This window comes from Phascolarctobacterium succinatutens CAG:287, assembly GCF_000434895.1.
GTDB classification, from domain to species: Bacteria; Bacillota; Negativicutes; order Acidaminococcales; family Acidaminococcaceae; genus Phascolarctobacterium_A; species Phascolarctobacterium_A succinatutens_A.
Genome location: NZ_FR892746.1, coordinates 1 through 20,670, shown reverse-complemented (window position 1 = coordinate 20,670; position 20,670 = coordinate 1). Strand labels below are relative to the sequence as shown.

Sequence of the window (20,670 nt, the reverse complement as noted above, 5' to 3'; positions counted from 1 at the left end):
ACAAAAGACAGCTAACGTCTTTGGTAAAAAAGGCTGATTTTCCAAAAGACAACTAAAATCTTGCGAATTGATGTACATACCATAGAAAGAAGATGTTAACAGCATACTGTTTTTTCTCCTTTAATTATAATATTTGCTCCAGCAAAATACAACATAAGGTACTGAACAAAAAAGCAGTACACATAGCATTCGGAAGTTTCGGATACCATAGGTATTACCAATTTTACCCAAATTTTTGTAACCTGCTTTACAAAATCTCTGATATCTCCTTTTTTTACGAGAAAACTGCAACTTTTTATTGACAGTTACAAAGAATTACTGTATTATCATGCACATAACTTAATAACTGGCGATGAAGAGAAGAGTAAATGTACGAGCCTGGCAAAGAGAGCCTTCGTGATGGTGCAAGAGGGAGCAGGTGGTGACATTGAAGATGGTCTTGGAGCCGATGGGCTGAGATGCTGGCATTTAGGCCGTCCGGGTGCACCCGTTACAGTGCTGGAGTATTAAAGGGTAAACAACCCCTGCGTACTTGATGAGGTCCGTGTGGTGACATATGGATGAATTAGGGTGGTATCACGAAGCAACGCTTTCGTCCCTGTATTTTTACAGGAACGGAAGCTTTTTTATTGCTCTTCCTCCTGTAGCAAGTCGAAAATCTAAGTTAGGAAATGTAGGAGGAACAAACAATGCCGATTAAAATCAATGACCATTTATCCGCTATCTGCCAACTGCAGGAGGAAGGAATTTTTACCATGACAGAGCAACGTGCGACAACGCAGCGTATTCGTCCGCTGAAGGTGTGCGTGCTGAACCTGATGCCGTTAAAGAAGCCGACGGAAATTCAGCTGCTGCGTCTTTTGGGCAATTCTCCGCTGCAGATAGAGGTTGATTTCTGCCGTACTGTGAGCCGCGAAACTACGCATACCGATAATTCGTATCTTGACCGCGCTTATCTGGAGTTTGATGATGTTAAGGACCGCTATTATGATGCCTTTTTAATGACGGGAGCGCCGGTAGAAACTATTCCCTTTGAGGCTGTAGATTACTGGAAGGAAATCGAAGCCTATCTTGATTGGGCGGAATATCACTGTTATTCTACGATGACACTTTGTTGGGGCGCGCAGGCTGCCTTGTATCATTATTACGGCGTAAACAAAACAATTTTGCCGGCGAAGATGTTTGGCATCTTCCCCTATGGGCTGACAGTGAAAAATCATCCGCTGCTGCGTGGCTTTGACGACAGATACTTTATTCCGCAGTCACGTCATACCGCGGTTGATGATGATGCGATTGATGCCTGCAAGGCGTTGCAGGTGCTGTCACGTTCGGTAGAAAACGGTATCAACATCTGTGCTACCAAGGATTTGCGCCGCATCTTCGTTTTAGGCCATTTCGAATATGATCGCTATACTTTGGCTAATGAATACTTCCGCGATAAGAAAAAGAATTTGCCGATTGATTTGCCGGAGTTTTACTTCCCCGATGGCGATACAACGCAGGAGCCTGTGTTTAAATGGCGCAGCTACGCGCATCTGTTCTATATGAACTGGCTGAACATCGTTTACCAGGATACGCCGTATGACTTGCACGAACTGGCACCGGCGAGCGGTAACAAGCTGGATAAGGCTATAGGCGAATATAACAAAATTCTTTTGCAGCTGCAGCGCATGGGTGCCGCAATTCCTGCCAACCAATAATGTGAAGATGATAAATTTTTGAAGGAGCGATAGAAAATGAGTAATTTCAAGATTAATACAAAATGCTTAGTAGGCGGTTACAAACCGGGTAACGGCGAACCGCGTCAGATTCCTATTATCCAATCCACTACATTTAAGTACGATACAAGCGAGGCGATGGGTAAGCTGTTCGACCTAGAGGCTACAGGCTATTTTTACTCCCGCCTGCAAAACCCGACCTGCGATTTCGTAGCAGCTAAGATTGCGGAGCTGGAGGGCGGTGCTGCGGCAATGCTCACTTCTTCCGGACAGGCAGCTAACTTCTTTGCCCTGTTCAACATCTGCGAGGCGGGCAGCCATATTGTTGCTTCTTCTTCGATTTATGGAGGCAGCTATAATCTGATTGACGTAACGCTGGCAAAGATGGGCGTAACAGCAACCTTTGTTTCTCCCGATGCTACGGACGAGGAGCTGGACGCTGCTTTTCAGGAGAACACCAAGGCAGTGTTTGGCGAAATTATTGCCAATCCTGCGCTGACAGTGCTGGATATTGAAAAATTTGCCAACGCTGCGCATCGTCATGGTGTGCCTCTGATCGTGGATAACACCTTCCCGACACCGATTAACTGCCGTCCGCTGGAATGGGGTGCAGACATTGTAACGCATTCTACTACTAAGTATATGGATGGTCATGCTGCCTGCCTGGGCGGTGCGATTATCGACGGCGGCAAGTTCGACTGGTTGGCGCATGCCGACAAGTTCCCCGGTCTGTGTGCACCTGATGAATCCTATCACGGTATTACCTACGCCGAAAAATTTGGCAAGGAAGGTGCGTTTATTACGAAGGCAACGGCGCAGCTGATGCGTGATTTCGGCGCTATGCAGTCGCCGCAAAGTGCGTTTATTCTGAATCTCGGTTTGGAATCCCTGCATGTGCGTATGCCGCGCCATGTAGAAAACGCTCAGGCTATAGCGGAATTTTTGGAGCAGCAGCCGCAGGTGGAATATGTCAATTACCCCGGACTGAAGTCCAATAAATATTATGCTCTTGCGCAAAAATATCTGGGCAACGGCGGCTGTGGCGTAGTTTCCTTCAACCTGAAGGGAGGACGCAAGGCAGCGGAAGCCTTTATGAAGCGCTTGCAGCTTGCGGCAATCGAAACACATGTTGCCGACGCGCGTACCTGCTGCCTGAATCCGGCAACTACAACGCATCGCCAGATGACGGATGAGCAACTGGCGGCGGCCGGTATTCCTGCAGGCTTGGTGCGTCTGTCCTGTGGTCTGGAGGATAAGGCAGATTTGCTGGCAGATTTGCAGCAGGCTTTGGCAGGCATTGCAGAGTAAAGCGTGTTAGCACTAAATAAAGTTTGAAGGCTGGTCCTGTGGGCCGGTCTTCTTTTTTACATAGTTATGCTATACTATTTATTTACATCTTGCGTATTAAAGTGTACAATAAATGTAATCAAGTCTGGCAAAAAACAGATATTTTGCTTAGATAAAAGCTGTAATAAATGGAGGAAGGGGCTATGTGTATGGATTTGTATAATGTACAAAAGCTGCTGCAGGCCAGAGTTCTGACCGGCAGTGAGCTGATGCACCGCCAAATTGAATCCTGCTGCGGCAGTGACATGATGAGCGATGTTCTGGCCTTTACCAAACGCAACACCTTGCTGTGCACGGGACTGACTAATATGCAGGTAGTGCGCACCGCCGATATGACGGAGCTGAGCGCGCTGGTATTTGTGCGTGGAAAGGTTCCTGATGCTGATATTGTGGCAGCAGCGGCGGAAAATAATCTGCCGGTTCTGGCTACCGATTATACCTTATTTGAAGCCTGCGGCATTCTTTACGGAGCAGGTATCCGTGGCTGCAGAAAAAAGGAGTAAGCAAAATGACAGACAGTAAATCAGTAAAATTAGCCTTTGACTGCGTGGGCGGCGATTTTGAGCGCGCAGGCGAAGCTTCTTCTAAAATAAAAAAGATGCTGCAGCGCCTGGGAATTCCGGCAGATATTGTTCGCCGTATTGCCATCGGCACCTATGAGGCGGAGATGAACGTTATCATTCACGCCGGCGGCGGCAATGTAGCGGCCGAGGTTTTCCCGGATGCTACGGTGATTACGGTAACCGACCACGGCCCCGGCATTCCGGATATCAACAAGGCCTTGCAGGAGGGCTGGTCTACTGCGCCTGATTATGTGCGTCAGATGGGCTTTGGCGCCGGCATGGGCCTGCCTAATATGGTAAAGTGCTCCGATAAGTTTGATATTCAGTCCAAGGTTGGGGAAGGAACCTGCATCACGATGCAGTTTAAGCACCAGAGCGAGGATTTATAAGAGATTTTAGGAAACGAGGTGATACGCAATGGCTCCTCAACCAACAACATATTTCCATTCGGTGGAATTGCAGCGGAAGAAATGTCAGGGCTGCGTATCCTGCGTCAAGCTGTGTCCGACAGAGGCCATCCGCGTGCGCAACGGCAAGGCGGAGATTTTGGGAGACCGCTGCATTGACTGCGGTGCCTGTGCTGCAGGCTGTCCCTATCATGCCTTCAACGTAAAAACCGACACGCTGGAGGGCCTGGCAGATTATGCTTATAATATTGTGCTGCCTGCGCCTTCATTGTATGCGCAGTTCCCGGATAATATTCCGCTGGAAAGCATCTGGCAGGGATTGCATAATATAGGCTTTGATGAAATTTTTGATGTTTCACTGGCTTCGGAGTATATCGCCCTGGAAATAGAAGAATATGTAAAAAAGAACAGCAATGGACGCAAGCCGTTGATTTCATCTACCTGCCCCGCAGTTATGCGTCTGATTCAGGTAAAGTTCCCCGAGCTGATTAAGCAGGTGGTGCCTGTGCTGCCGCCGGCAGAAGCTGCCGCAATTTACGTAAAGCGTGAAGCAGCGGCGCGCAAGCAGCTGCCGAAGGAGCTGATAGGCGTATGGTTTATCTCGCCCTGTCCTTCCAAGGAAACTAATATCCGCCAATCGGTAGATGTGCATCATACAGAGCTTACCGGCAGCTTCAGCCTGTCGGAGATTTACGGACTGCTGCTGAAGAATCTTGGCGGCACGCATGAGCTGAATGTGCGCACCGGTTCCTCCTATGGCATGGCCTGGGGAACCTATGGCGGCGAAATTGAAAGCGCCGGTATTACCAACGGTTTGGCAATTCACGGCATTGATAATGTGTATGACCTGCTGGAGCAGGTTTCTATGAATAAAATGCCGCAGCTTGATTATGTGGAGTGCAGTGCCTGCAAAGGAGGCTGTCTGGGCGGCCTTTTGGCAGCAGAAAACAAGTTTGTAGCCGAATGTAACCTGCGCAGGCGTATCGCAGGCCTGCGAGAGCAGGAGCCGGCAGACAGGCGTGAGGCCATGGCGCGCACGATGGTACTAGAGGATTTCCCGCATTCTGAGGCCTATCGCAAGAAGCTGGTGGCGCGTCCGATGATGCAGCTTGATGATGATATCATGGAAGCGATGAAAAAGTTCGAGCGCATGGAAGAGGTGCTCTGCTCCTTACCCGGTCTGGACTGCGGTGCCTGCGGTGCACCCAGCTGTCAGGGACTGGCGGAGGATATCGTGCAGGGCAAGGCGCACGAAATAGATTGTATTTTTAAATTGCGTGCCAGTGTACATAAATTGTCACAGGGCATGCTGGAGCTGGCTAAGCAGATACCTATTTATCACGAGCCGGCAGAAATAAATAAAACGGAGGCAGACAACGATGAAGGTTAAAGAAATGATTGAGAAGCTCGATTTGAAGCTTTTAACTAAGGATGTAAGCGAGGACGCTTTATATGCAGAGGTAGAAGGCGGTTATGCTTCCGATTTACTGAGTAATGCTATGGGCCAGGGGCAGCCCGGTATGGTTTGGGTAACGATGCAGGGACATCAGAATGTTGCTGCCGTTGCTTCGCTGATTGGCTTTGCAGCAGTTATTGTAGCAGGCGACGGTCCGGTTGCGGAGGATACGCTGCATAAGGCAAATCTGAATGATGTTGTTGTTGCGGCAACCGAGGAGCCTGCTTTTGAGGTTATCGGCAAGCTGTACGCATTGGGTGTTGGTAAGAAGGACTAAGCAATGCAGACAGTTCTGGCGGATTTACATGTACATACACTGCTTTCGCCCTGCGCTGAGGTAGAAATGACTCCGCATCATATTGTGATGCGTGCCGCCGAGTATGGCATTGGCGCGGTTGCTATTACCGATCATAACGCCAGTGCCAACGTGCCGGCTGCGCTGGAGGCAGCGAAGCACTACGGCGTGAAGGTATTTCCAGGTATGGAAGTGGAAAGCAGTGAAGAGGCGCATATTGTGGCGCTGTTTGATACGCTGGAGCAGCTGCAGAGATGGCAGCTGCTGGTTGATGAGCATATGAACGGTATGCTGAATGATGCAGATCGTTTCGGTGCTCAGTATGTAGTAGATGCCGAGGACGAGTTTGTGCGCGAGGAGCAGCGTCTCCTGCACGCACCGCTGTCGCTGACAGCGGCGCAGGTTGTGCAGCAGGTTGCAGCCTTGGGCGGCCTTACCATTGCCGCGCATATCGACCGTCCTTCCTACAGCATTTTGGGACAGCTGGGCTTTATTGAGCCGGGCTTTGGCTTTGCTGCTGCCGAAATATCCGATGCAGGCTGGCGTCGCAAGATGCAGTCGAAGCTGCAGCGTTTGGCAGGTTATCTGCCGTTTATTACGAATTCCGATGCACATAATATTTATGATTTTATACAGGGACCGAAAAATTTACTCCAGGTGGAGGAATTAACGATAGCAGAGCTGAAATTGGCGCTGGCAGGCAAAGGGATGCGAAATGTCCTGCCGGGACAATTTTCAGATTTTTGTAAAGAATAGCATAAATAGAGTACACTATACAGCAAAAATAACATAAATAGTGTTGTGCATTTACTTGTAAAATGGTATACTGAGTTGGTAAGTTTACAAAAAATCCTTTAGAGGAGGGGTAGTATGAACAATAGTGAAAACCGTCTTGAGCGTAAATGCAGCTGCTGCGGCGGCGAAAATCCGGAAAAGCAGCGCATAGATGCCATTCTGGGAAAATACGCAGATGTTAAAGGACCATTGATTCCTATTCTGCAGGAAGTGCAGAACCTGTACAACTATTTGCCTAAGGATGTACTGGAGTATATTGCCGATAAAACAGGTACGCCTATTTCCGAAATTTACGGCGTAGTAACCTTTTATTCATTGTTCCATCTTAATCCGCGCGGACGCAATGTTATCCGTGTCTGCCAGGGAACTGCCTGCCATGTGCGTGGCGGCAAAACAATTCTGCAGGCTCTGGAAAAGCAGCTGGGTATTAAGGCCGGACATACGACCGATGACCTGCGTTTTACTTTGGAAACTGTGGCCTGCATCGGTGCCTGCGGGTTGGCGCCGGTTATGCAGATTAACGATGATACGCATGGACGCCTGACCACCGACAAGCTGGCAGGTATCTTGGCAAGGTATAAATAAAATGCGGGAGCTGGCATTACACATCTTGGATATAGCCCAAAATTCTGTGGCTGCCGGTGCTCGTCACATCTGGCTGACTATCAGCGAAAATGAGCAGGGGTACTTTGTTTTCAGCGTCCGCGATGACGGCAAGGGCATGGACAGCGAAATGCTGCAGCGGGTGCGTGACCCCTTTGTTACCAGCCGTACTACCAGAAAGGTAGGCATGGGAATTCCCTTTATCGATATGGTTACGCAGCAATGCGGCGGACATCTGGAGCTGCAATCTGCTCCCGGAAAGGGAACCGAACTGACTGCATATTTTGCGGCAGATAATATTGACCGGCCGCCGCTGGGAGATATTGTGAGCAGCGTGCAGGTGCTGTTGGCGGGGGCGCCGCAGCTCGAGCTGGAATTTGTCTATAACGGCGTTAACGGCTCGCTGGTGTTCAGAACGCAGGAGGTCAGAGAAATACTAGGCGAAGCGTGTGACTTTGCCAATCCTGAAATATATGCCTGGCTAGGTGCTTATTTAAAGGAGCAGCTGGCACAGGTGCAGGGTAAGGAGGTATAAACGAATGAAAAGCTTAGCGGATTTACACGCTTTGAGAGATAAGCTGAAAGCAGATATCAAGCTGCGTCAGAGTTCCGGTACTAAAATTATTGTCGGCATGGGTACCTGCGGCATTGCTGCCGGTGCGCGCGAGGTTATGAGCGCTATCCTGCAGGAGCTGAACAAGCGTCATTTATTCGACGTGCAGGTACAGCAGACAGGTTGCATCGGTATGTGTGAAAAAGAGGTGCTCGTTGACGTAGTGCGTCCGGGTGAAGCACGCATTACATATGGCAAGGTAACCCCGGAGGATGTTCCCAAAATTATCGCAGAGCATGTGGTAAACGGTCATATTGTGGAAGAGCTTGTCGTAGGCAGGCTGGATCAGGAATAAGCCGCAGGCAGGTACACAGTTGTTGGAGAAGCTGATGTATCATAGCTTGTAAACAAAACAGGTGGAGGAAAAATATTATGCAGCATATAAGAGCTCACGTTTTAGTGTGTGGCGGTACGGGCTGTAAGGCTAACGGCTCGAAGGAAATCCAGCTGACTTTTGCCAGAGAGCTGCAAAAGTTTGGCCTGCAGGATGAGGTGATGGTTGTTGAAACAGGTTGCCATGGCTTCTGCGAGCACGGACCGCTGGTTATCGTTTATCCGGAAGGCACCTTCTATTGCGGTGTAAAGCCGGAGGACGTTAAAACCATCGTTGAAGAACATTTATATAAAGGACGCATCGTACAGCGTCTGCTCTATCGTGAACCCATCAATCAGGAGCAGGTTCCGCGTTATTCGGAAATCGGCTTCTACAAAAAGCAGCATCGTCTGGTATTGGCTAACTGCGGCGCTATCAACCCGGAAGCTATTGAAGAATATATCGCCGTAGGCGGTTATGAGGCATTGGCTAAGGCTGTTACGCAGATGACTCCGCAGGAGGTTGTGGACGAGGTTAAAAAATCCGGCCTGCGCGGTCGTGGCGGCGGCGGCTTCCCGACCGGTATGAAATGGCAGTTTGCCAAAAACTCCGAGAGCGATAAAAAGTATGTTATCTGTAATGCGGACGAGGGTGACCCTGGCGCATTTATGGACCGCAGCGTTCTGGAGGGTGACCCGCACCGTGTATTGGAAGGCATGGCTATCTGCGGCTATGCTATGGGTGCGGATGAAGGCTATATCTATGTACGTGCGGAATATCCGCTGGCTATCAAACGCTTGCGTACCGCCATTGCTCAGGCTGAAGAAATGGGCCTGTTAGGCGAGCATATTTTTGAAAGTGATTTCAGCTTTACTATTCATATTAAAGAGGGTGCCGGTGCCTTCGTTTGCGGCGAAGAAACTGCACTGATGGCTTCTATTGAAGGCAAGCGCGGTATGCCGCGTCCACGTCCACCATTCCCAGCGGTCAGCGGCCTGTGGGGCAAGCCGACTAATATCAACAACGTAGAAACCTTTGCCAATGTTGCGCAGATTATAGTTAACGGCGCAGATTGGTACTGCCGGCTGGGTACCGAAAAATCCAAGGGCACCAAGGTTTTTGCGTTGACAGGCAAAATCAATAATACCGGTCTGGCAGAGGTGCCGATGGGTATTACCATGCGCGAGATTATCTACGATATCGGCGGCGGTATTACCAACGGCAAAAAGTTTAAGGCTGTACAGATCGGCGGTCCGTCCGGCGGCTGTCTGCCAGAAAGCATGCTGGATTTGCCGGTAGATTACGATTCCTTGATTGCTGCCGGCGCTATGATGGGCAGCGGCGGTCTGGTTGTTATGGATGAGGATACCTGCATGGTTGACGTTGCCAAGTTCTTCCTGAACTTTACGCAATCGGAATCCTGCGGCAAATGTACTCCCTGCCGCGAAGGCACGAAGCGTATGCTGGAAATTCTTACCCGTATTACGGAAGGACAGGGACGCGAGGGCGATATCGAGCTGCTGGAAAACCTGGCCAAGAATATCAAGGAAACAGCTTTGTGCGGCTTGGGACAAACTGCCCCTAACCCTGTATTGAGTACTCTGAAATACTTCAGAGATGAATACGAGGCGCATATCAAAGAAAAGCGCTGTCCCGCAGGTGTTTGTGAAAAGATGCTGCATTACGAAATCAGTGATGCCTGCCGCGGCTGCGGTCTGTGTGCACGTCAGTGCCCGGTACAGGCTATCAGCGGTTCACCGAAAACAAAACATGTTATTGATCAGAATAAATGCATTAAATGCGGTGCCTGCATGACGGCGTGTCCGTTTAAGGCAATCAGCAAGGCATAAGGAGGGGACTGAAGATGCAGATGGTTAATTTAACAATTGATGGAAAACAGATTCAGGCCCCGGCGGGTTCCAGTGTACTGGAGGCTGCACGCAACGCAGGTATTTATATTCCTACACTGTGCTATCATCCGGACCTGCGTCCGGAGGGTGCCTGCCGCCTGTGTATGGTAGAGGCCAGCGGTGCGCGTACTCTGGTTGCTTCCTGCGTATATCCTGTAAGCGAGGGTATGGTAGTAAAAACTAATACCTCCAAGGTACGCGAAGCGCGTAAAACAGTACTGGAGCTGCTTTTGACCAATCACCCGAAGGACTGCCTGTGCTGCCAAAAGAACGGTGACTGCGAGCTGCAGAAAATCGCTGCTGACTTAGGCGTGCGTAAGCTGCGCTTCGAGGGTGGCGAAACAAGGGCGCGTACTATTGATAACAGCAATCCGTCGCTGGTACGCGATCAGGAAAAATGCATTCTCTGCGGCCGCTGCATCCGTGTCTGCCGTGATGTGCAGGGTATGAGTGTTTACAGCTTTGCCGGCCGTGGCTTCAACACCATGGTTTCTACAGCCTTTGAGCATGACCTGCTCAACAGTGCCTGCACCTACTGCGGCCAGTGCGCCGATGTCTGCCCGACAGGTGCTATTGTGGAAAAAGATGATACAGACAAGGTTTGGGAAGCAATCAACAATCCGGAAAAAATTGTCGTTGTACAGACTGCTCCGTCTGTGCGTGTTGCCTTGGGCGAGGAGCTGGGCATTCCGGCAGGTCAGGTGGTTACCGGTAAAATGGTTGCGGCATTGCGCCATTTAGGCTTTGACAAGGTTTTCGATACAAACTTCTCTGCCGACCTGACTATTATGGAGGAAGGCCATGAGTTCCTGCAGCGTCTGCAGAACGGAGGCGTGCTGCCGATGATTACCTCCTGCAGCCCAGGCTGGGTAAATATGATTGAGCTGAAATATCCTGAGCTACTGCCGCATCTTTCTACTGCCAAGTCTCCGCAGCAGATGTTCGGTGCTGTTGCCAAAACCTACTTTGTGGAACGTGCAGGCATTGATCCTGCGAAGATCGTCAGTGTATCCGTAATGCCCTGTACTGCGAAAAAGGTAGAGGCTGCACGTGAGGAAATGTGCGCCAGCGGTTATCGTGATGTAGACGTAGTTATTACAACGCGCGAGCTGGGACGCATGATCCGCGAAGCGGGTATTGATTTTAACGCGCTGGAAGAAGCTGAGTTCGATTCTCCGCTGGGAACCGGTACTGGTGCCGCAGTTATTTTCGGTACTACAGGCGGCGTTATGGAAGCGGCTTTGCGTACTGTGGCCGAGGTTGTTGCCGGCAAGGAGCTGCCGAAGCTTGAATATAATGAGGTACGTGGCATGGAGCAGACACGCGAGGCTGTTATTGATGTAGCAGGCGTATCCGTGAAGGTTGCTGTAGTACATACACTTAAATCTGCCAAGATGATGCTGGAACGCATTAAAGCAGGTACCGCGGATTATCAGTTTATTGAGGTTATGGCCTGCCCGGGCGGCTGCATCGGCGGCGGCGGTCAGCCGGTTCCTGTGGATGCTTCCATCAGGCAAAAACGCCGTGAAGCGATTTTTAATTGCGACCGTACAAGCGAATTACGAAAATCGCACGAAAACCCGGAAATAAAAACACTTTATGATACTTGGTTAGGCAAACCTCTTTCTGAGAAGGCTCATAGTCTATTACACACACACTACCACGCGCAAAACCGTTAATTGTTCTAGCTGGATAATACAAATCCCCCTTTTTTTCCTTGAAAAGAAGGGGGTATTTTGTAAATTTGTAAAGAAAAAGCTTGCAGTGTTACAATTTTATTGGTATTATATATAGCGTTGAGTGCAATTTACCCGCTATGTAAAAGACAGGAAAAATTTGACAGAAAAAAGTGAAGTTTTTCTGAAAATGTGTTATAATTGTAGCAGATAGTAAAGAAGCCTTTGAAAAAATATTTATAGTATAAGCAGGAGTTTTCTCTTATATGTCGAAATGACTATATAGTCAAGTATGAAATATTTGTGAAGAGCTTGATATACGGTAATATCTTATTCGTAATGCCGCAAGGTATTGCTGATAAGTTATATGCAAAGGGGTAACACCCTTATAAAAACTCAATGTCCTAATTAAAAGGAGGAAGGTAAACATGATCGATATTAAAGATCGCATTTGTGACGTAGTAGCTGACAAAGTGATGAGCGCTGAAGCTGCTGCAGAATTCGTAAAAGATGGTGACAATTTAGGTGTCAGCGGTTTTACCCCGTCTGGCTATCCGAAAGCTGTTCCTCTGGCTCTTGCTGAAAAGGGCAAAAAAACTCCTTTCAAAGTTAACGTTTGGACTGGCGCATCTGTTGGTCCTGAAATCGACCAAGCAATGGTTGAAGCTGACATCATTGACCGTCGTCTGCCTTACCAGACCAACGGCACCATGCGTAAAGCTATCAACGCTGGTAAAGTAAAATACGCTGATATTCATCTGTCTCACATGGCTCAAATGGTTCGCTATGGTTACATGGCTGGCCGTCCGACCGGTCCGGATGTTGCAATCGTTGAAGTTTGCAAAATCAACGACCTCGGCAATGGCATGGTTGGCCTGATTCCGACCACTTCCATGGGCAACAGCTCCTCTTATGTAGCTGGTGCTAAAAAAGTTATCGTTGAAGTTAACACCACTCAACCGGTAGGCCTGGAAGGCATGCATGACTCCTATATTCCTCTGGATCCCCCGAATCGTCAACCGATTCCTATCACCGCTCCGGAAGACCGCATCGGTACCACCTACATTCCTTGCGAAGTAGAAAAAATCGTTGCAGTAGTTCCTTGCGACCGTCCTGACATCGTTCGTCCGCTGGGCGAAATCGACGACGACGCTAAACATATGGGCGCTAACCTCGTTAACTTCCTGAAAAACGAAGTTAAAGAAGGCCGTCTGCCGAAAAATCTGCTGCCGTTGCAATCCGGCGTAGGCTCCGTTGCTAACGCAGTTATCAATGGTCTGGTTAACTCCGATTTCGAAGACCTGACCGTTTACACTGAGGTTATTCAAGATGGTATGTTCGACCTGATCGACGCTGGTAAACTCCGCGTTGCTTCCGGTACCGCTCTGACTCCGTCTCCTGAGTGCCAAAAGAAATTCTACGAGAACGTAGAACACTACAAAAAATACTTGCTGCTCCGTCCGCAAGAAATCTCCAACAGCCCTGAAGTTGCTCGTCGTATCGGCGTAATCGCAATGAACACTGCTATTGAAGTTGATATCTATGGTAACGTAAACTCCACTCATGTTTGCGGCACCAAGCTGATGAACGGCGTTGGCGGTTCCGGCGACTTCGCTCGTAACGGCTACCTGACCGTATTCTTCACCAACTCCTTGGCAAAAGGCGGCAAGATTTCTTCCGTAGTTCCGTTCTGCAGCCATATCGACCATGCTACCCTGGACGTTGACGTTATCGTTTCCGAACGTGGCGTTGCTGACCTGCGTGGCCTGAGCCCGAAAGAAAAAGCTCCGATCATCATCGATCAAATCGCTAACCCGAAATATCAACCTTGGCTGTATGATTACTTCAAACGCGCTTGCGAAGCTTGCGGTAACAGCCAAACCCCGCACATCCTGGCAGAAGCATTCGATTGCTACAAAATGTTTGCTGAAACCGGTTCCATGGAAGGCATGGTTGAAGGTAAATAATTTTCAAAAAAAGTTTGCAAAACCCCTTGTTAAGTTTTGCAAAATAGGTTAAACTATGTAATGTGCTTGCCGGTGGGTGAGATTCCCGCCGGCAGGTATATACAGACAAAGCCTCACCCAAGGCTTTGCCCAATAAAATCAGTTGACGAAGTCTCACCCTAGACTTTGCCATATATAGCCGTCATAGACGGAACACTCTCACCATCATTTCGGAACCGTCCAATCCGAAATATGAAACACAAATATTTTAAGGAGGATTTGAGAATGGCATTTGAAAACATTAAAGCTGGTTTAGAGAAATATCATGCTGAAGTTGAAGCTAAACTGGCAAAATTCCCTGAACGCGCAAACTTGGTTCCTAACAGACTGTACACCCCGGTAGATCTTGGTGAAAACTTTGACTACATGACTAAACTGGGCTTCCCTGGTGAATATCCTTACACCCGTGGTGTTCAACCGACCATGTATCGTGGCCGTTTCTGGACCATGCGTATGTACGCTGGTTTCTCTACCGCTGAAGAATCCAACAAACGTTATCGTTACCTGCTGGCTAACGGTGGTTCCGGCCTGTCCTGCGCATTCGACCTGCCGACCCAGATCGGTTATGATTCCACCGATCCGATGGCTGAAGGCGAAGTTGGTAAAGTAGGCGTAGCTATCGACTCCCTGGCTGACATGGAAATCCTGTTCGACCAAATTTCCCTGGATAAAGTATCCACTTCTATGACCATCAACGCTCCTGCTTCCGTACTGCTGGCTATGTACATTGCAGTAGCTGAGAAACAAGGCGTTTCCGCTGATAAACTGCGTGGTACCATTCAGAATGATATTCTGAAAGAGTATGCTGCTCGCGGCACTTACATTTTCCCGCCGAAACCGTCCATGCGTTTGATCACCAACATTTTTGAATATTGCTCCAAGAACGTACCGCTGTGGAACACCATTTCCATTTCCGGTTACCATATCCGTGAAGCTGGTTCCACCGCTTCTCAGGAAATCGCATTCACCATTGCTGATGGTATCGCTTATGTAGAAGCTGCTATCAAAGCTGGTTTGGACGTTGACGCATTTGCAGGCCGTCTGTCCTTCTTCTGGAATGCTCATAACAACGTACTCGAAGAAGTTGCTAAATTCCGTGCTTCCCGTCGTGTATGGTCCAAAGTTATGAAAGAGCGTTTTGGCGCTAAGAAAGCTAAATCCATGATGCTGCGTGTACATACCCAAACCGCTGGCTCCATGCTGACCGCTCAACAACCGAACAACAACATCGTTCGTGTTGCTCTGCAAACTGCTGCTGCTGTAATGGGTGGTACTCAATCCCTGCACACCAACTCCAAAGACGAAGCTTTGGCACTGCCGACCACTGAGTCTGTAACCATCGCTCTGCGTACCCAACAAATCGTTGCTTACGAATCTGGTCTGGCTGACACCATCGATCCGTTGGGCGGCTCCTACTATGTAGAAGCTCTGACCGATAAGATCGAAGCTGAAGCTTGGGAATACATTAAGAAAATTGACGAAATCGGTGGCGCTCCTGAAGCTATCGCTAAAGGCTACATCCAAAAAGAAATCCAAGACTCTGCTTACAAATGGCAGATGGAAATCGAAAAAGGCGACCGTATCATCGTTGGTGTTAACAAATTCACCCAAGAAGAAGAAGCTCCGAAAAACCTGCTGCGCGTAGACGGTTCTGTAGGCAAGCTGCAAGCTGAAAAGATTGCTGCTCTGAAAGCTCGCCGTGACAACGCTAAAGTAGAAGAAACTCTGGCTGCTCTGAAAGTTGCATGCGCAGACGAAAATGTAAACCTGATGCCTTACATCCTGGATGCAGTTCGTGCATATGCAACCGAAGGTGAAATCTGTGGCGTTATGAGACAAGTATTCGGTGAATACCAACCTCATACTGCACTCTAATTTGTAAACTCAACCAATATACGGAGGTAAACTATAATGGCAAACGTTAAAGTTTTAGTTGCTAAACCGGGTCTGGATGGCCATGACCGCGGTGCTAAAGTTGTAGCTCGTGCTCTGCGCGACGCTGGTTTTGAAGTTATCTACACCGGTATCCGTCTGACTCCGGAACAAATCGCTGAAGCTGCTCTGCAAGACGACGTAAACGTTGTTGCACTGTCCCTGCTGTCCGGCGCTCACAACACCCTTTTCCCGAAAGTAGTTGAACTGCTGAAAGAAAAAGGCATGACCGACGTTCTGGTTATCGGCGGCGGCGTTATTCCTGACGCTGACATCCCTGGCCTGAAAGCTGCTGGCATTGCTGAAGTATTCACTCCGGGCACCCCGACCAGCAAAATTGTTGATTTCATCAACGCTAACGTAAAATAATTTTATCCCTTAAAGCAAGCCGGGTTTGTCCCGGCTTGCCTTATAAAATATTCACTATCCAAAACAAGGCGGTGTGAATTATGGAAATAGTAGATAAATTATTAAATCATTCTCGTCTTGCATTATCTAAAGCAATCACTGCTGTTGAAAATGAATACGATGATGCTGTCAAAATTATGACAGAGATTTATCCTCATACTGGTAATGCTTATGTAATTGGTATCACCGGCCCTCCGGGTGCTGGTAAAAGTACTCTGACTGATAAATTGGCTAAGGAATACCGTAAACGCGGCAAGACCGTAGGTATCGTAGCAATTGACCCCACTAGCCCGTATTCTGGCGGCGCTATTTTAGGCGACCGTATCAGAATGATGGATCTGACCGCAGACGAGGGCATTTTCGTACGCTCTATGGCAACTCGCGGCAGTCTTGGCGGCCTGTCTCAAAAAGCAGGTGACGCTGTTAAATTAATGGATGCTTTCGGCATGGATGTAATTATCGTTGAAACCGTAGGCGTAGGACAATCTGAGGTTGACATTGTAAAGACCGCAGATACTACTATGGTAGTAGTAATTCCTGGCATGGGCGACGATATCCAGGCTATTAAAGCAGGTATACTTGAAATCGGTGACCTGTTCACGATTAACAAAGCTGATCGTGAAGGTACAGACAAGCTCAACATTGAGATTGAGATGATGCTCGAATTAAATCCCGAACATGTTGGCTGGCGTCCTCCGATTAACAGGACCATTGCCAGCAAGGGTGAAGGTATAGAGGCTGTTGTGGACTCTATTGAGGCTCACAAGGCATATTTGATTGAGAGTGGTAAATTAAACGATATCCGTAAAGCTCGTATTAAAAACGAGGTTACCGCTATGCTTAATGACCATGTAAATCGCTACATCGACAAGAACGTCATTCAAACGGAAGAATTTGACAACCTGGTTGTTAAAATGCAATCCCGTGAGATTGAGCCGTACTCTGTCGTTGATGATATTGTTGGCAAGGTTTTAAAATAAACCGCCAAAAAAAACAATTTTAGGAGGAATTTATTATGGCATTCAAAACTATTTGTGTTGACCATGTAGGTATCGCTTGCGCTGGTACCTTGGAAGAAGCTGCAAAAATTTACACTGAGGTACTGGGCCTGAAAGCTACCGGCACTGAAGAAGTTAAAGAACAAGGTGTTGCTACCGTATTTGTTCCCTGCGGCGAAACCCTGATTGAGCTCCTTGTTGATATCACTGAAAACAACGATGGTCCTATCGGCAAATACATTGCTAAAAACGGCCCTGGCATCCAACATATGGCTCTGCGCGTTGACGACATCAAAGCAGCTATCGCTGACCTGACCGAAGCTGGCGTTCGCATGATCGACAAAGCTCCTCGTAACGGTGCTGGCCAAATGAAAATTGCTTTCGTTCATCCGAAATCCGCTGGCCTGCTGCTTGAGCTGTGCCAACCGGCTGCAACCTACAAAGACTAATTTATTAGCTGCGTAGATTCAGGGCGATTTAAGGTCCCATAATTTAAGCTACATAATGCTGAAGATATACAAGTGATATATCTTCAGCATCTGTGTATAAATTTGTTCTCCCAATAATGATGGAGGTGTAAGATTTGTCTACTCAAGAAAAAATTGAGAAAATGCTCAAAAAAGCCGAAGTAATTCTGGCTGCTGGTGGCGAAAAACGTGTTGCTAAACAACATGAATCCGGCAAAATGACTGCTCGTGAAAGAATCGCTGCTCTCCTCGACGAAGGTTCCTTCGTAGAACTCGACCGTTTTGTACGTCATCGTTGCTACAACTTCGGTCAAGAAAAGAAAGAACTGCCTGGTGAAGGCGTAACCACCGGTTACGGCACCATCGATGGCCGTCTGGTTTATGTATTCGCACAGGACTTCACCGTTGAAGGTGGCTCCCTCGGCGAAATGCATGCTGCTAAAATCGTTAAAGTACAACGCCTGGCACTGAAAATGGGTGCTCCGCTGGTTGGCCTGAACGATTCCGGCGGTGCTCGTATCCAAGAAGCTATCGACGCTCTGGCTGGCTATGGTAAAATCTTCTTCGAGAACACCATTGCTTCCGGCGTAGTTCCTCAGATTTCTGCAATTATGGGTCCTTCCGCTGGCGGCGCTGTATACAGCCCGGCACTGACCGACTTCATCTACATGGTAAAGAACACTTCCAAAATGTTCATTACCGGCCCTGCAGTAGTTAAATCCGTTACCGGTGAAGATGTAACCCAAGAACAACTGGGTGGCGCTATGACCCACAACAGCACTTCCGGTGTTGCTCACTTCGCTGCTGAAAACGATGAAGACTGCCTGCAACAAATCCGTTACCTGCTCTCCTTCCTGCCTTCCAACAACGTTGAAGGTGCTCCGATCGTAGAGACTGGTGATGACCCGATGCGTACCGACGACAGCCTGAACACTCTGCTGCCGGACAACTCCAACCACGCTTACGATATGTATGATGTAATCAGATCTATCGTAGATAACGGCGAATTCTATGAAAACCAAAAATACTGGGCAACCAACATCATCACTTGCTTCGCTCGTATGGATGGTCAAACCGTAGGTATCATTGCTAACCAACCGAAAGTTATGGCTGGTTGCCTGGATATCAACGCTTCCGATAAATCCGCTCGTTTCATCCGCTTCTGCGACGCTTTCGGCATTCCTCTGCTGAACCTGGTTGACGTTCCTGGCTTCCTGCCTGGCTGCAACCAAGAATACGGCGGCATTATCCGTCACGGTGCTAAGATGCTGTATGCTTACTCTGAAGCAACTGTTCCTAAAATTACTCTGGTTACCCGTAAAGCTTACGGCGGTTCCTACCTGGCAATGTGCTCTCAAGATCTGGGCGCTGACCAAGTTATCGCATGGCCGACCGCTGAAATCGCAGTTATGGGTCCTGCTGGTGCTGCTAACATCATCTTCCGTAAAGATCCTGATGTTGAAGCTAAGACTAAAGAGTACATCGACAACTTCGCTACTCCGTACCAAGCAGCAATGCGCGGCATGGTTGACATGGTTATCGAACCGAAAAATACTCGTCCCACCATCATCAACGCTCTGCAAATGCTGGAAAGCAAACGCGAAACCCGTCCGGCAAAACGCCACGGCAACATTCCTTTGTAATTCACAAGCAGTTGCTTAGTGCTTAAACAACCTATTTTAAGATAAGATGAGGTGAAATAAATGGGTCCTGTTACTACTAATCCTTGGTTGATTGCTTTAATCAATATGACCATCGTATTCGGCGTACTGATCGCTCTGGGCATATTGATGAACTTACTCCAAGTTATTGATCCGACTAAAAAAAAAGTTGCTAAACCGGCAGTAGCTCCTACACCGGCAGCAGCTCCCGCTGCAGCTCCGGTTGCAGCAGCTCAAGATGATAGCGAAATTATCGCTGTTATCGCTGCAGCAGTAGCAGCTTGCGGCGTTAGCGCAGACCAAATCGCTTGTGTTCGTCGTATTGATGCTAAATCTGCATGGACTGTAAGCAGTCGTGTTGAAGCTATTAGCGTTCGTAAAGAATGCTTCTAATGCATATAGTTTGCAATTTTAATTAAAAAACGAGATTTTAAGGAGGATTATATCCATGAAAAAGTATACTATCACCGTAAATGGTACCGCATACGAAGTTGAAGTTGAAGAAGCAGGCGTTGTTGCTTCCGCTCCGAAAGCTGCTCCGAAAGCTGCTCCGGCTCCGGCTGCTGCTCCCGCTCCGAAAGCTGCTCCGGCTCCGGCTCCGAAAGCTGCTGCTCCGGTTGCTGCTGGTGCAACCACCGTTTCCGCTCCTATGCCGGGCAAAGTTCTGTCCGTTAACGTAAAAGCTGGCGACGCTGTTAAATCTGGCGACGTTCTGCTGATTCTGGAAGCTATGAAAATGCAAAACGAAATCATGGCTCCGGCTGATGGCACTGTTTCCGACGTTCGCGTTTCCGCAGGTCAAACTGTTGCTACCGGCGACGTTATGATCGTTCTCTAATTCTTACTCGATAGTTCGCAATATCAGTAAGTCTTAAATACCCTTGATCTTTGGAGGGGGCTTTTCGCAGAGCCCCTTCCACAAATTGAAAATTGGGAGGATATTAAATGGAAGCATTTGTCGTTGCTTTGTCTTCCGTATGGGCAGACTCCGGTTTCTCCGCTTTGACCAGCGGTCACGTAATCATGATCGTTGTAGGTCTGGTTCTGCTTTATATGGCTATCGGTAAAGGTTTTGAGCCTTTGCTGCTGTCCCCGATCGCATTCGGTTGTATTCTTGCTAACATTCCTAAAAACGGTTTCGAAGAACCTGGTGTTATGTCCGTTATCATGTACGGTATCCACCACGAAGTATTCCCTCCGTTGATCTTCTTGGGCGTAGGCGCTATGACCGACTTTGGTCCTCTGCTGGCTAACCCGAAAACCCTGCTCCTGGGCGCTGCTGCACAGGGCGGTGTATTCGTAGCTCTGCTGGGCGCTATGCTGCTTGGCTTCACCGTACAAGAAGCTGCTGCTATCGGCATCATCGGTGGTGCTGACGGCCCGACTTCCATCTACCTGGCTGCTAAAATGGCTCCTCAGCTGTTAGGTGCAATCGCAGTTGCTGCATACTCCTACATGTCTCTGGTTCCGCTGATTCAGCCTCCTATCATGAAACTGTTCAC

General features: G+C 48.5%; 21 protein-coding genes. All 21 read left to right on the top strand.

Annotation, left to right across the window (positions count from 1 at the left end; genetic code table 11):
• Nucleotides 1-689: 689 nt before the first annotated feature.
• A complete protein-coding gene (locus BN587_RS00515) occupies nt 690-1,700 on the top strand; it encodes a homoserine O-succinyltransferase (protein WP_021719217.1) in 1,011 nt (336 codons plus the stop codon).
• A gap of 36 nt (nt 1,701-1,736) precedes the next feature.
• On the top strand, nt 1,737-3,026 hold the full coding sequence (locus BN587_RS00510) for an O-acetylhomoserine aminocarboxypropyltransferase/cysteine synthase family protein (protein WP_021719216.1): 1,290 nt from the start codon (nt 1,737-1,739) through the stop codon (nt 3,024-3,026).
• A 188-nt stretch (nt 3,027-3,214) separates the two neighbouring features.
• Entirely contained in the window at nt 3,215-3,568 is a 354-nt protein-coding gene (locus BN587_RS00505) for a DRTGG domain-containing protein (RefSeq protein ID WP_044483868.1), read from the top strand.
• Nucleotides 3,569-3,573: 5 nt separating this feature from the next.
• On the top strand, nt 3,574-4,017 hold the full coding sequence (locus BN587_RS00500; RefSeq protein ID WP_009145643.1) for an ATP-binding protein: 444 nt from the start codon (nt 3,574-3,576) through the stop codon (nt 4,015-4,017).
• Nucleotides 4,018-4,045: 28 nt separating this feature from the next.
• Nucleotides 4,046-5,425 (top strand): [Fe-Fe] hydrogenase large subunit C-terminal domain-containing protein, encoded by a 1,380-nt coding sequence (locus tag BN587_RS00495; protein ID WP_021719214.1) that lies wholly within the window; start codon nt 4,046-4,048, stop codon nt 5,423-5,425.
• The gene (locus BN587_RS00490; RefSeq protein ID WP_021719213.1) at nt 5,415-5,768 is read left to right on the top strand and encodes a hypothetical protein; all 354 of its coding nucleotides are present in this window, start codon (nt 5,415-5,417) and stop codon (nt 5,766-5,768) included. The genes BN587_RS00495 and BN587_RS00490 overlap by 11 nt, the downstream gene beginning before the upstream one ends.
• Nucleotides 5,769-5,771: 3 nt before the next feature.
• Nucleotides 5,772-6,542, top strand: a complete 771-nt coding sequence (locus tag BN587_RS00485; RefSeq protein WP_021719212.1) for a PHP domain-containing protein — start codon at nt 5,772-5,774, stop codon at nt 6,540-6,542.
• A 114-nt stretch (nt 6,543-6,656) separates the two neighbouring features.
• A complete protein-coding gene (gene nuoE / locus BN587_RS00480) occupies nt 6,657-7,166 on the top strand; it encodes an NADH-quinone oxidoreductase subunit NuoE (RefSeq protein ID WP_021719211.1) in 510 nt (169 codons plus the stop codon).
• 25 nt (nt 7,167-7,191) lie between these two features.
• Complete coding sequence (locus BN587_RS00475) at nt 7,192-7,719, top strand: ATP-binding protein (protein ID WP_303684763.1); 528 nt, start codon at nt 7,192-7,194, stop codon at nt 7,717-7,719.
• A 4-nt stretch (nt 7,720-7,723) separates the two neighbouring features.
• Complete coding sequence (locus tag BN587_RS00470) at nt 7,724-8,092, top strand: (2Fe-2S) ferredoxin domain-containing protein (protein ID WP_009145649.1); 369 nt, start codon at nt 7,724-7,726, stop codon at nt 8,090-8,092.
• A gap of 77 nt (nt 8,093-8,169) precedes the next feature.
• Nucleotides 8,170-9,960, top strand: a complete 1,791-nt coding sequence (nuoF, locus tag BN587_RS00465) for an NADH-quinone oxidoreductase subunit NuoF (RefSeq protein WP_021719209.1) — start codon at nt 8,170-8,172, stop codon at nt 9,958-9,960.
• A gap of 14 nt (nt 9,961-9,974) precedes the next feature.
• On the top strand, nt 9,975-11,699 hold the full coding sequence (locus tag BN587_RS00460) for an NADH-dependent [FeFe] hydrogenase, group A6 (protein ID WP_021719208.1): 1,725 nt from the start codon (nt 9,975-9,977) through the stop codon (nt 11,697-11,699).
• Between the two features lie 425 nt (nt 11,700-12,124).
• Nucleotides 12,125-13,663 (top strand): succinate CoA transferase, encoded by a 1,539-nt coding sequence (locus BN587_RS00455; protein ID WP_021719207.1) that lies wholly within the window; start codon nt 12,125-12,127, stop codon nt 13,661-13,663.
• Nucleotides 13,664-13,927: 264 nt separating this feature from the next.
• Nucleotides 13,928-15,577, top strand: coding sequence for an acyl-CoA mutase large subunit family protein (locus tag BN587_RS00450; RefSeq protein ID WP_021719206.1), 1,650 nt, complete (start codon nt 13,928-13,930; stop codon nt 15,575-15,577).
• A 36-nt stretch (nt 15,578-15,613) separates the two neighbouring features.
• Nucleotides 15,614-16,003, top strand: a complete 390-nt coding sequence (locus BN587_RS00445) for a cobalamin B12-binding domain-containing protein (protein ID WP_021719205.1) — start codon at nt 15,614-15,616, stop codon at nt 16,001-16,003.
• A gap of 80 nt (nt 16,004-16,083) precedes the next feature.
• Nucleotides 16,084-17,022, top strand: coding sequence for a methylmalonyl Co-A mutase-associated GTPase MeaB (meaB, locus tag BN587_RS00440; protein ID WP_021719204.1), 939 nt, complete (start codon nt 16,084-16,086; stop codon nt 17,020-17,022).
• A 35-nt stretch (nt 17,023-17,057) separates the two neighbouring features.
• Entirely contained in the window at nt 17,058-17,489 is a 432-nt protein-coding gene (gene mce, locus BN587_RS00435; RefSeq protein WP_021719203.1) for a methylmalonyl-CoA epimerase, read from the top strand.
• A 161-nt stretch (nt 17,490-17,650) separates the two neighbouring features.
• On the top strand, nt 17,651-19,150 hold the full coding sequence (gene mmdA / locus BN587_RS00430; RefSeq protein ID WP_044483867.1) for a methylmalonyl-CoA decarboxylase subunit alpha: 1,500 nt from the start codon (nt 17,651-17,653) through the stop codon (nt 19,148-19,150).
• 60 nt (nt 19,151-19,210) lie between these two features.
• Nucleotides 19,211-19,561, top strand: a complete 351-nt coding sequence (locus BN587_RS00425) for an OadG family protein (RefSeq protein ID WP_021719201.1) — start codon at nt 19,211-19,213, stop codon at nt 19,559-19,561.
• Nucleotides 19,562-19,616: 55 nt separating this feature from the next.
• On the top strand, nt 19,617-20,006 hold the full coding sequence (locus BN587_RS00420; protein WP_021719200.1) for a biotin/lipoyl-containing protein: 390 nt from the start codon (nt 19,617-19,619) through the stop codon (nt 20,004-20,006).
• 107 nt (nt 20,007-20,113) lie between these two features.
• Nucleotides 20,114-20,670, top strand: a 557-nt coding sequence (locus tag BN587_RS00415; protein WP_044483866.1) for a sodium ion-translocating decarboxylase subunit beta, incomplete at its 3' end; no start/stop codon positions are given.

Coding starts and splice junctions, on each gene's coding strand:
- meaB (WP_021719204.1), top strand. CDS start 16,084: ATGGAAATAGTAGATAAATTATTAAATCATTCTCGTCTTGCATTATCT.
- BN587_RS00515 (WP_021719217.1), top strand. CDS start 690: ATGCCGATTAAAATCAATGACCATTTATCCGCTATCTGCCAACTGCAG.
- BN587_RS00505 (WP_044483868.1), top strand. CDS start 3,215: ATGGATTTGTATAATGTACAAAAGCTGCTGCAGGCCAGAGTTCTGACC.
- mmdA (WP_044483867.1), top strand. CDS start 17,651: ATGCTCAAAAAAGCCGAAGTAATTCTGGCTGCTGGTGGCGAAAAACGT.
- BN587_RS00420 (WP_021719200.1), top strand. CDS start 19,617: ATGAAAAAGTATACTATCACCGTAAATGGTACCGCATACGAAGTTGAA.
- BN587_RS00495 (WP_021719214.1), top strand. CDS start 4,046: ATGGCTCCTCAACCAACAACATATTTCCATTCGGTGGAATTGCAGCGG.
- BN587_RS00450 (WP_021719206.1), top strand. CDS start 13,928: ATGGCATTTGAAAACATTAAAGCTGGTTTAGAGAAATATCATGCTGAA.
- BN587_RS00460 (WP_021719208.1), top strand. CDS start 9,975: ATGCAGATGGTTAATTTAACAATTGATGGAAAACAGATTCAGGCCCCG.
- nuoF (WP_021719209.1), top strand. CDS start 8,170: ATGCAGCATATAAGAGCTCACGTTTTAGTGTGTGGCGGTACGGGCTGT.
- BN587_RS00490 (WP_021719213.1), top strand. CDS start 5,415: ATGAAGGTTAAAGAAATGATTGAGAAGCTCGATTTGAAGCTTTTAACT.
- BN587_RS00445 (WP_021719205.1), top strand. CDS start 15,614: ATGGCAAACGTTAAAGTTTTAGTTGCTAAACCGGGTCTGGATGGCCAT.
- BN587_RS00500 (WP_009145643.1), top strand. CDS start 3,574: ATGACAGACAGTAAATCAGTAAAATTAGCCTTTGACTGCGTGGGCGGC.
- BN587_RS00510 (WP_021719216.1), top strand. CDS start 1,737: ATGAGTAATTTCAAGATTAATACAAAATGCTTAGTAGGCGGTTACAAA.
- BN587_RS00470 (WP_009145649.1), top strand. CDS start 7,724: ATGAAAAGCTTAGCGGATTTACACGCTTTGAGAGATAAGCTGAAAGCA.
- BN587_RS00485 (WP_021719212.1), top strand. CDS start 5,772: ATGCAGACAGTTCTGGCGGATTTACATGTACATACACTGCTTTCGCCC.
- BN587_RS00455 (WP_021719207.1), top strand. CDS start 12,125: ATGATCGATATTAAAGATCGCATTTGTGACGTAGTAGCTGACAAAGTG.
- BN587_RS00425 (WP_021719201.1), top strand. CDS start 19,211: ATGGGTCCTGTTACTACTAATCCTTGGTTGATTGCTTTAATCAATATG.
- nuoE (WP_021719211.1), top strand. CDS start 6,657: ATGAACAATAGTGAAAACCGTCTTGAGCGTAAATGCAGCTGCTGCGGC.
- mce (WP_021719203.1), top strand. CDS start 17,058: ATGGCATTCAAAACTATTTGTGTTGACCATGTAGGTATCGCTTGCGCT.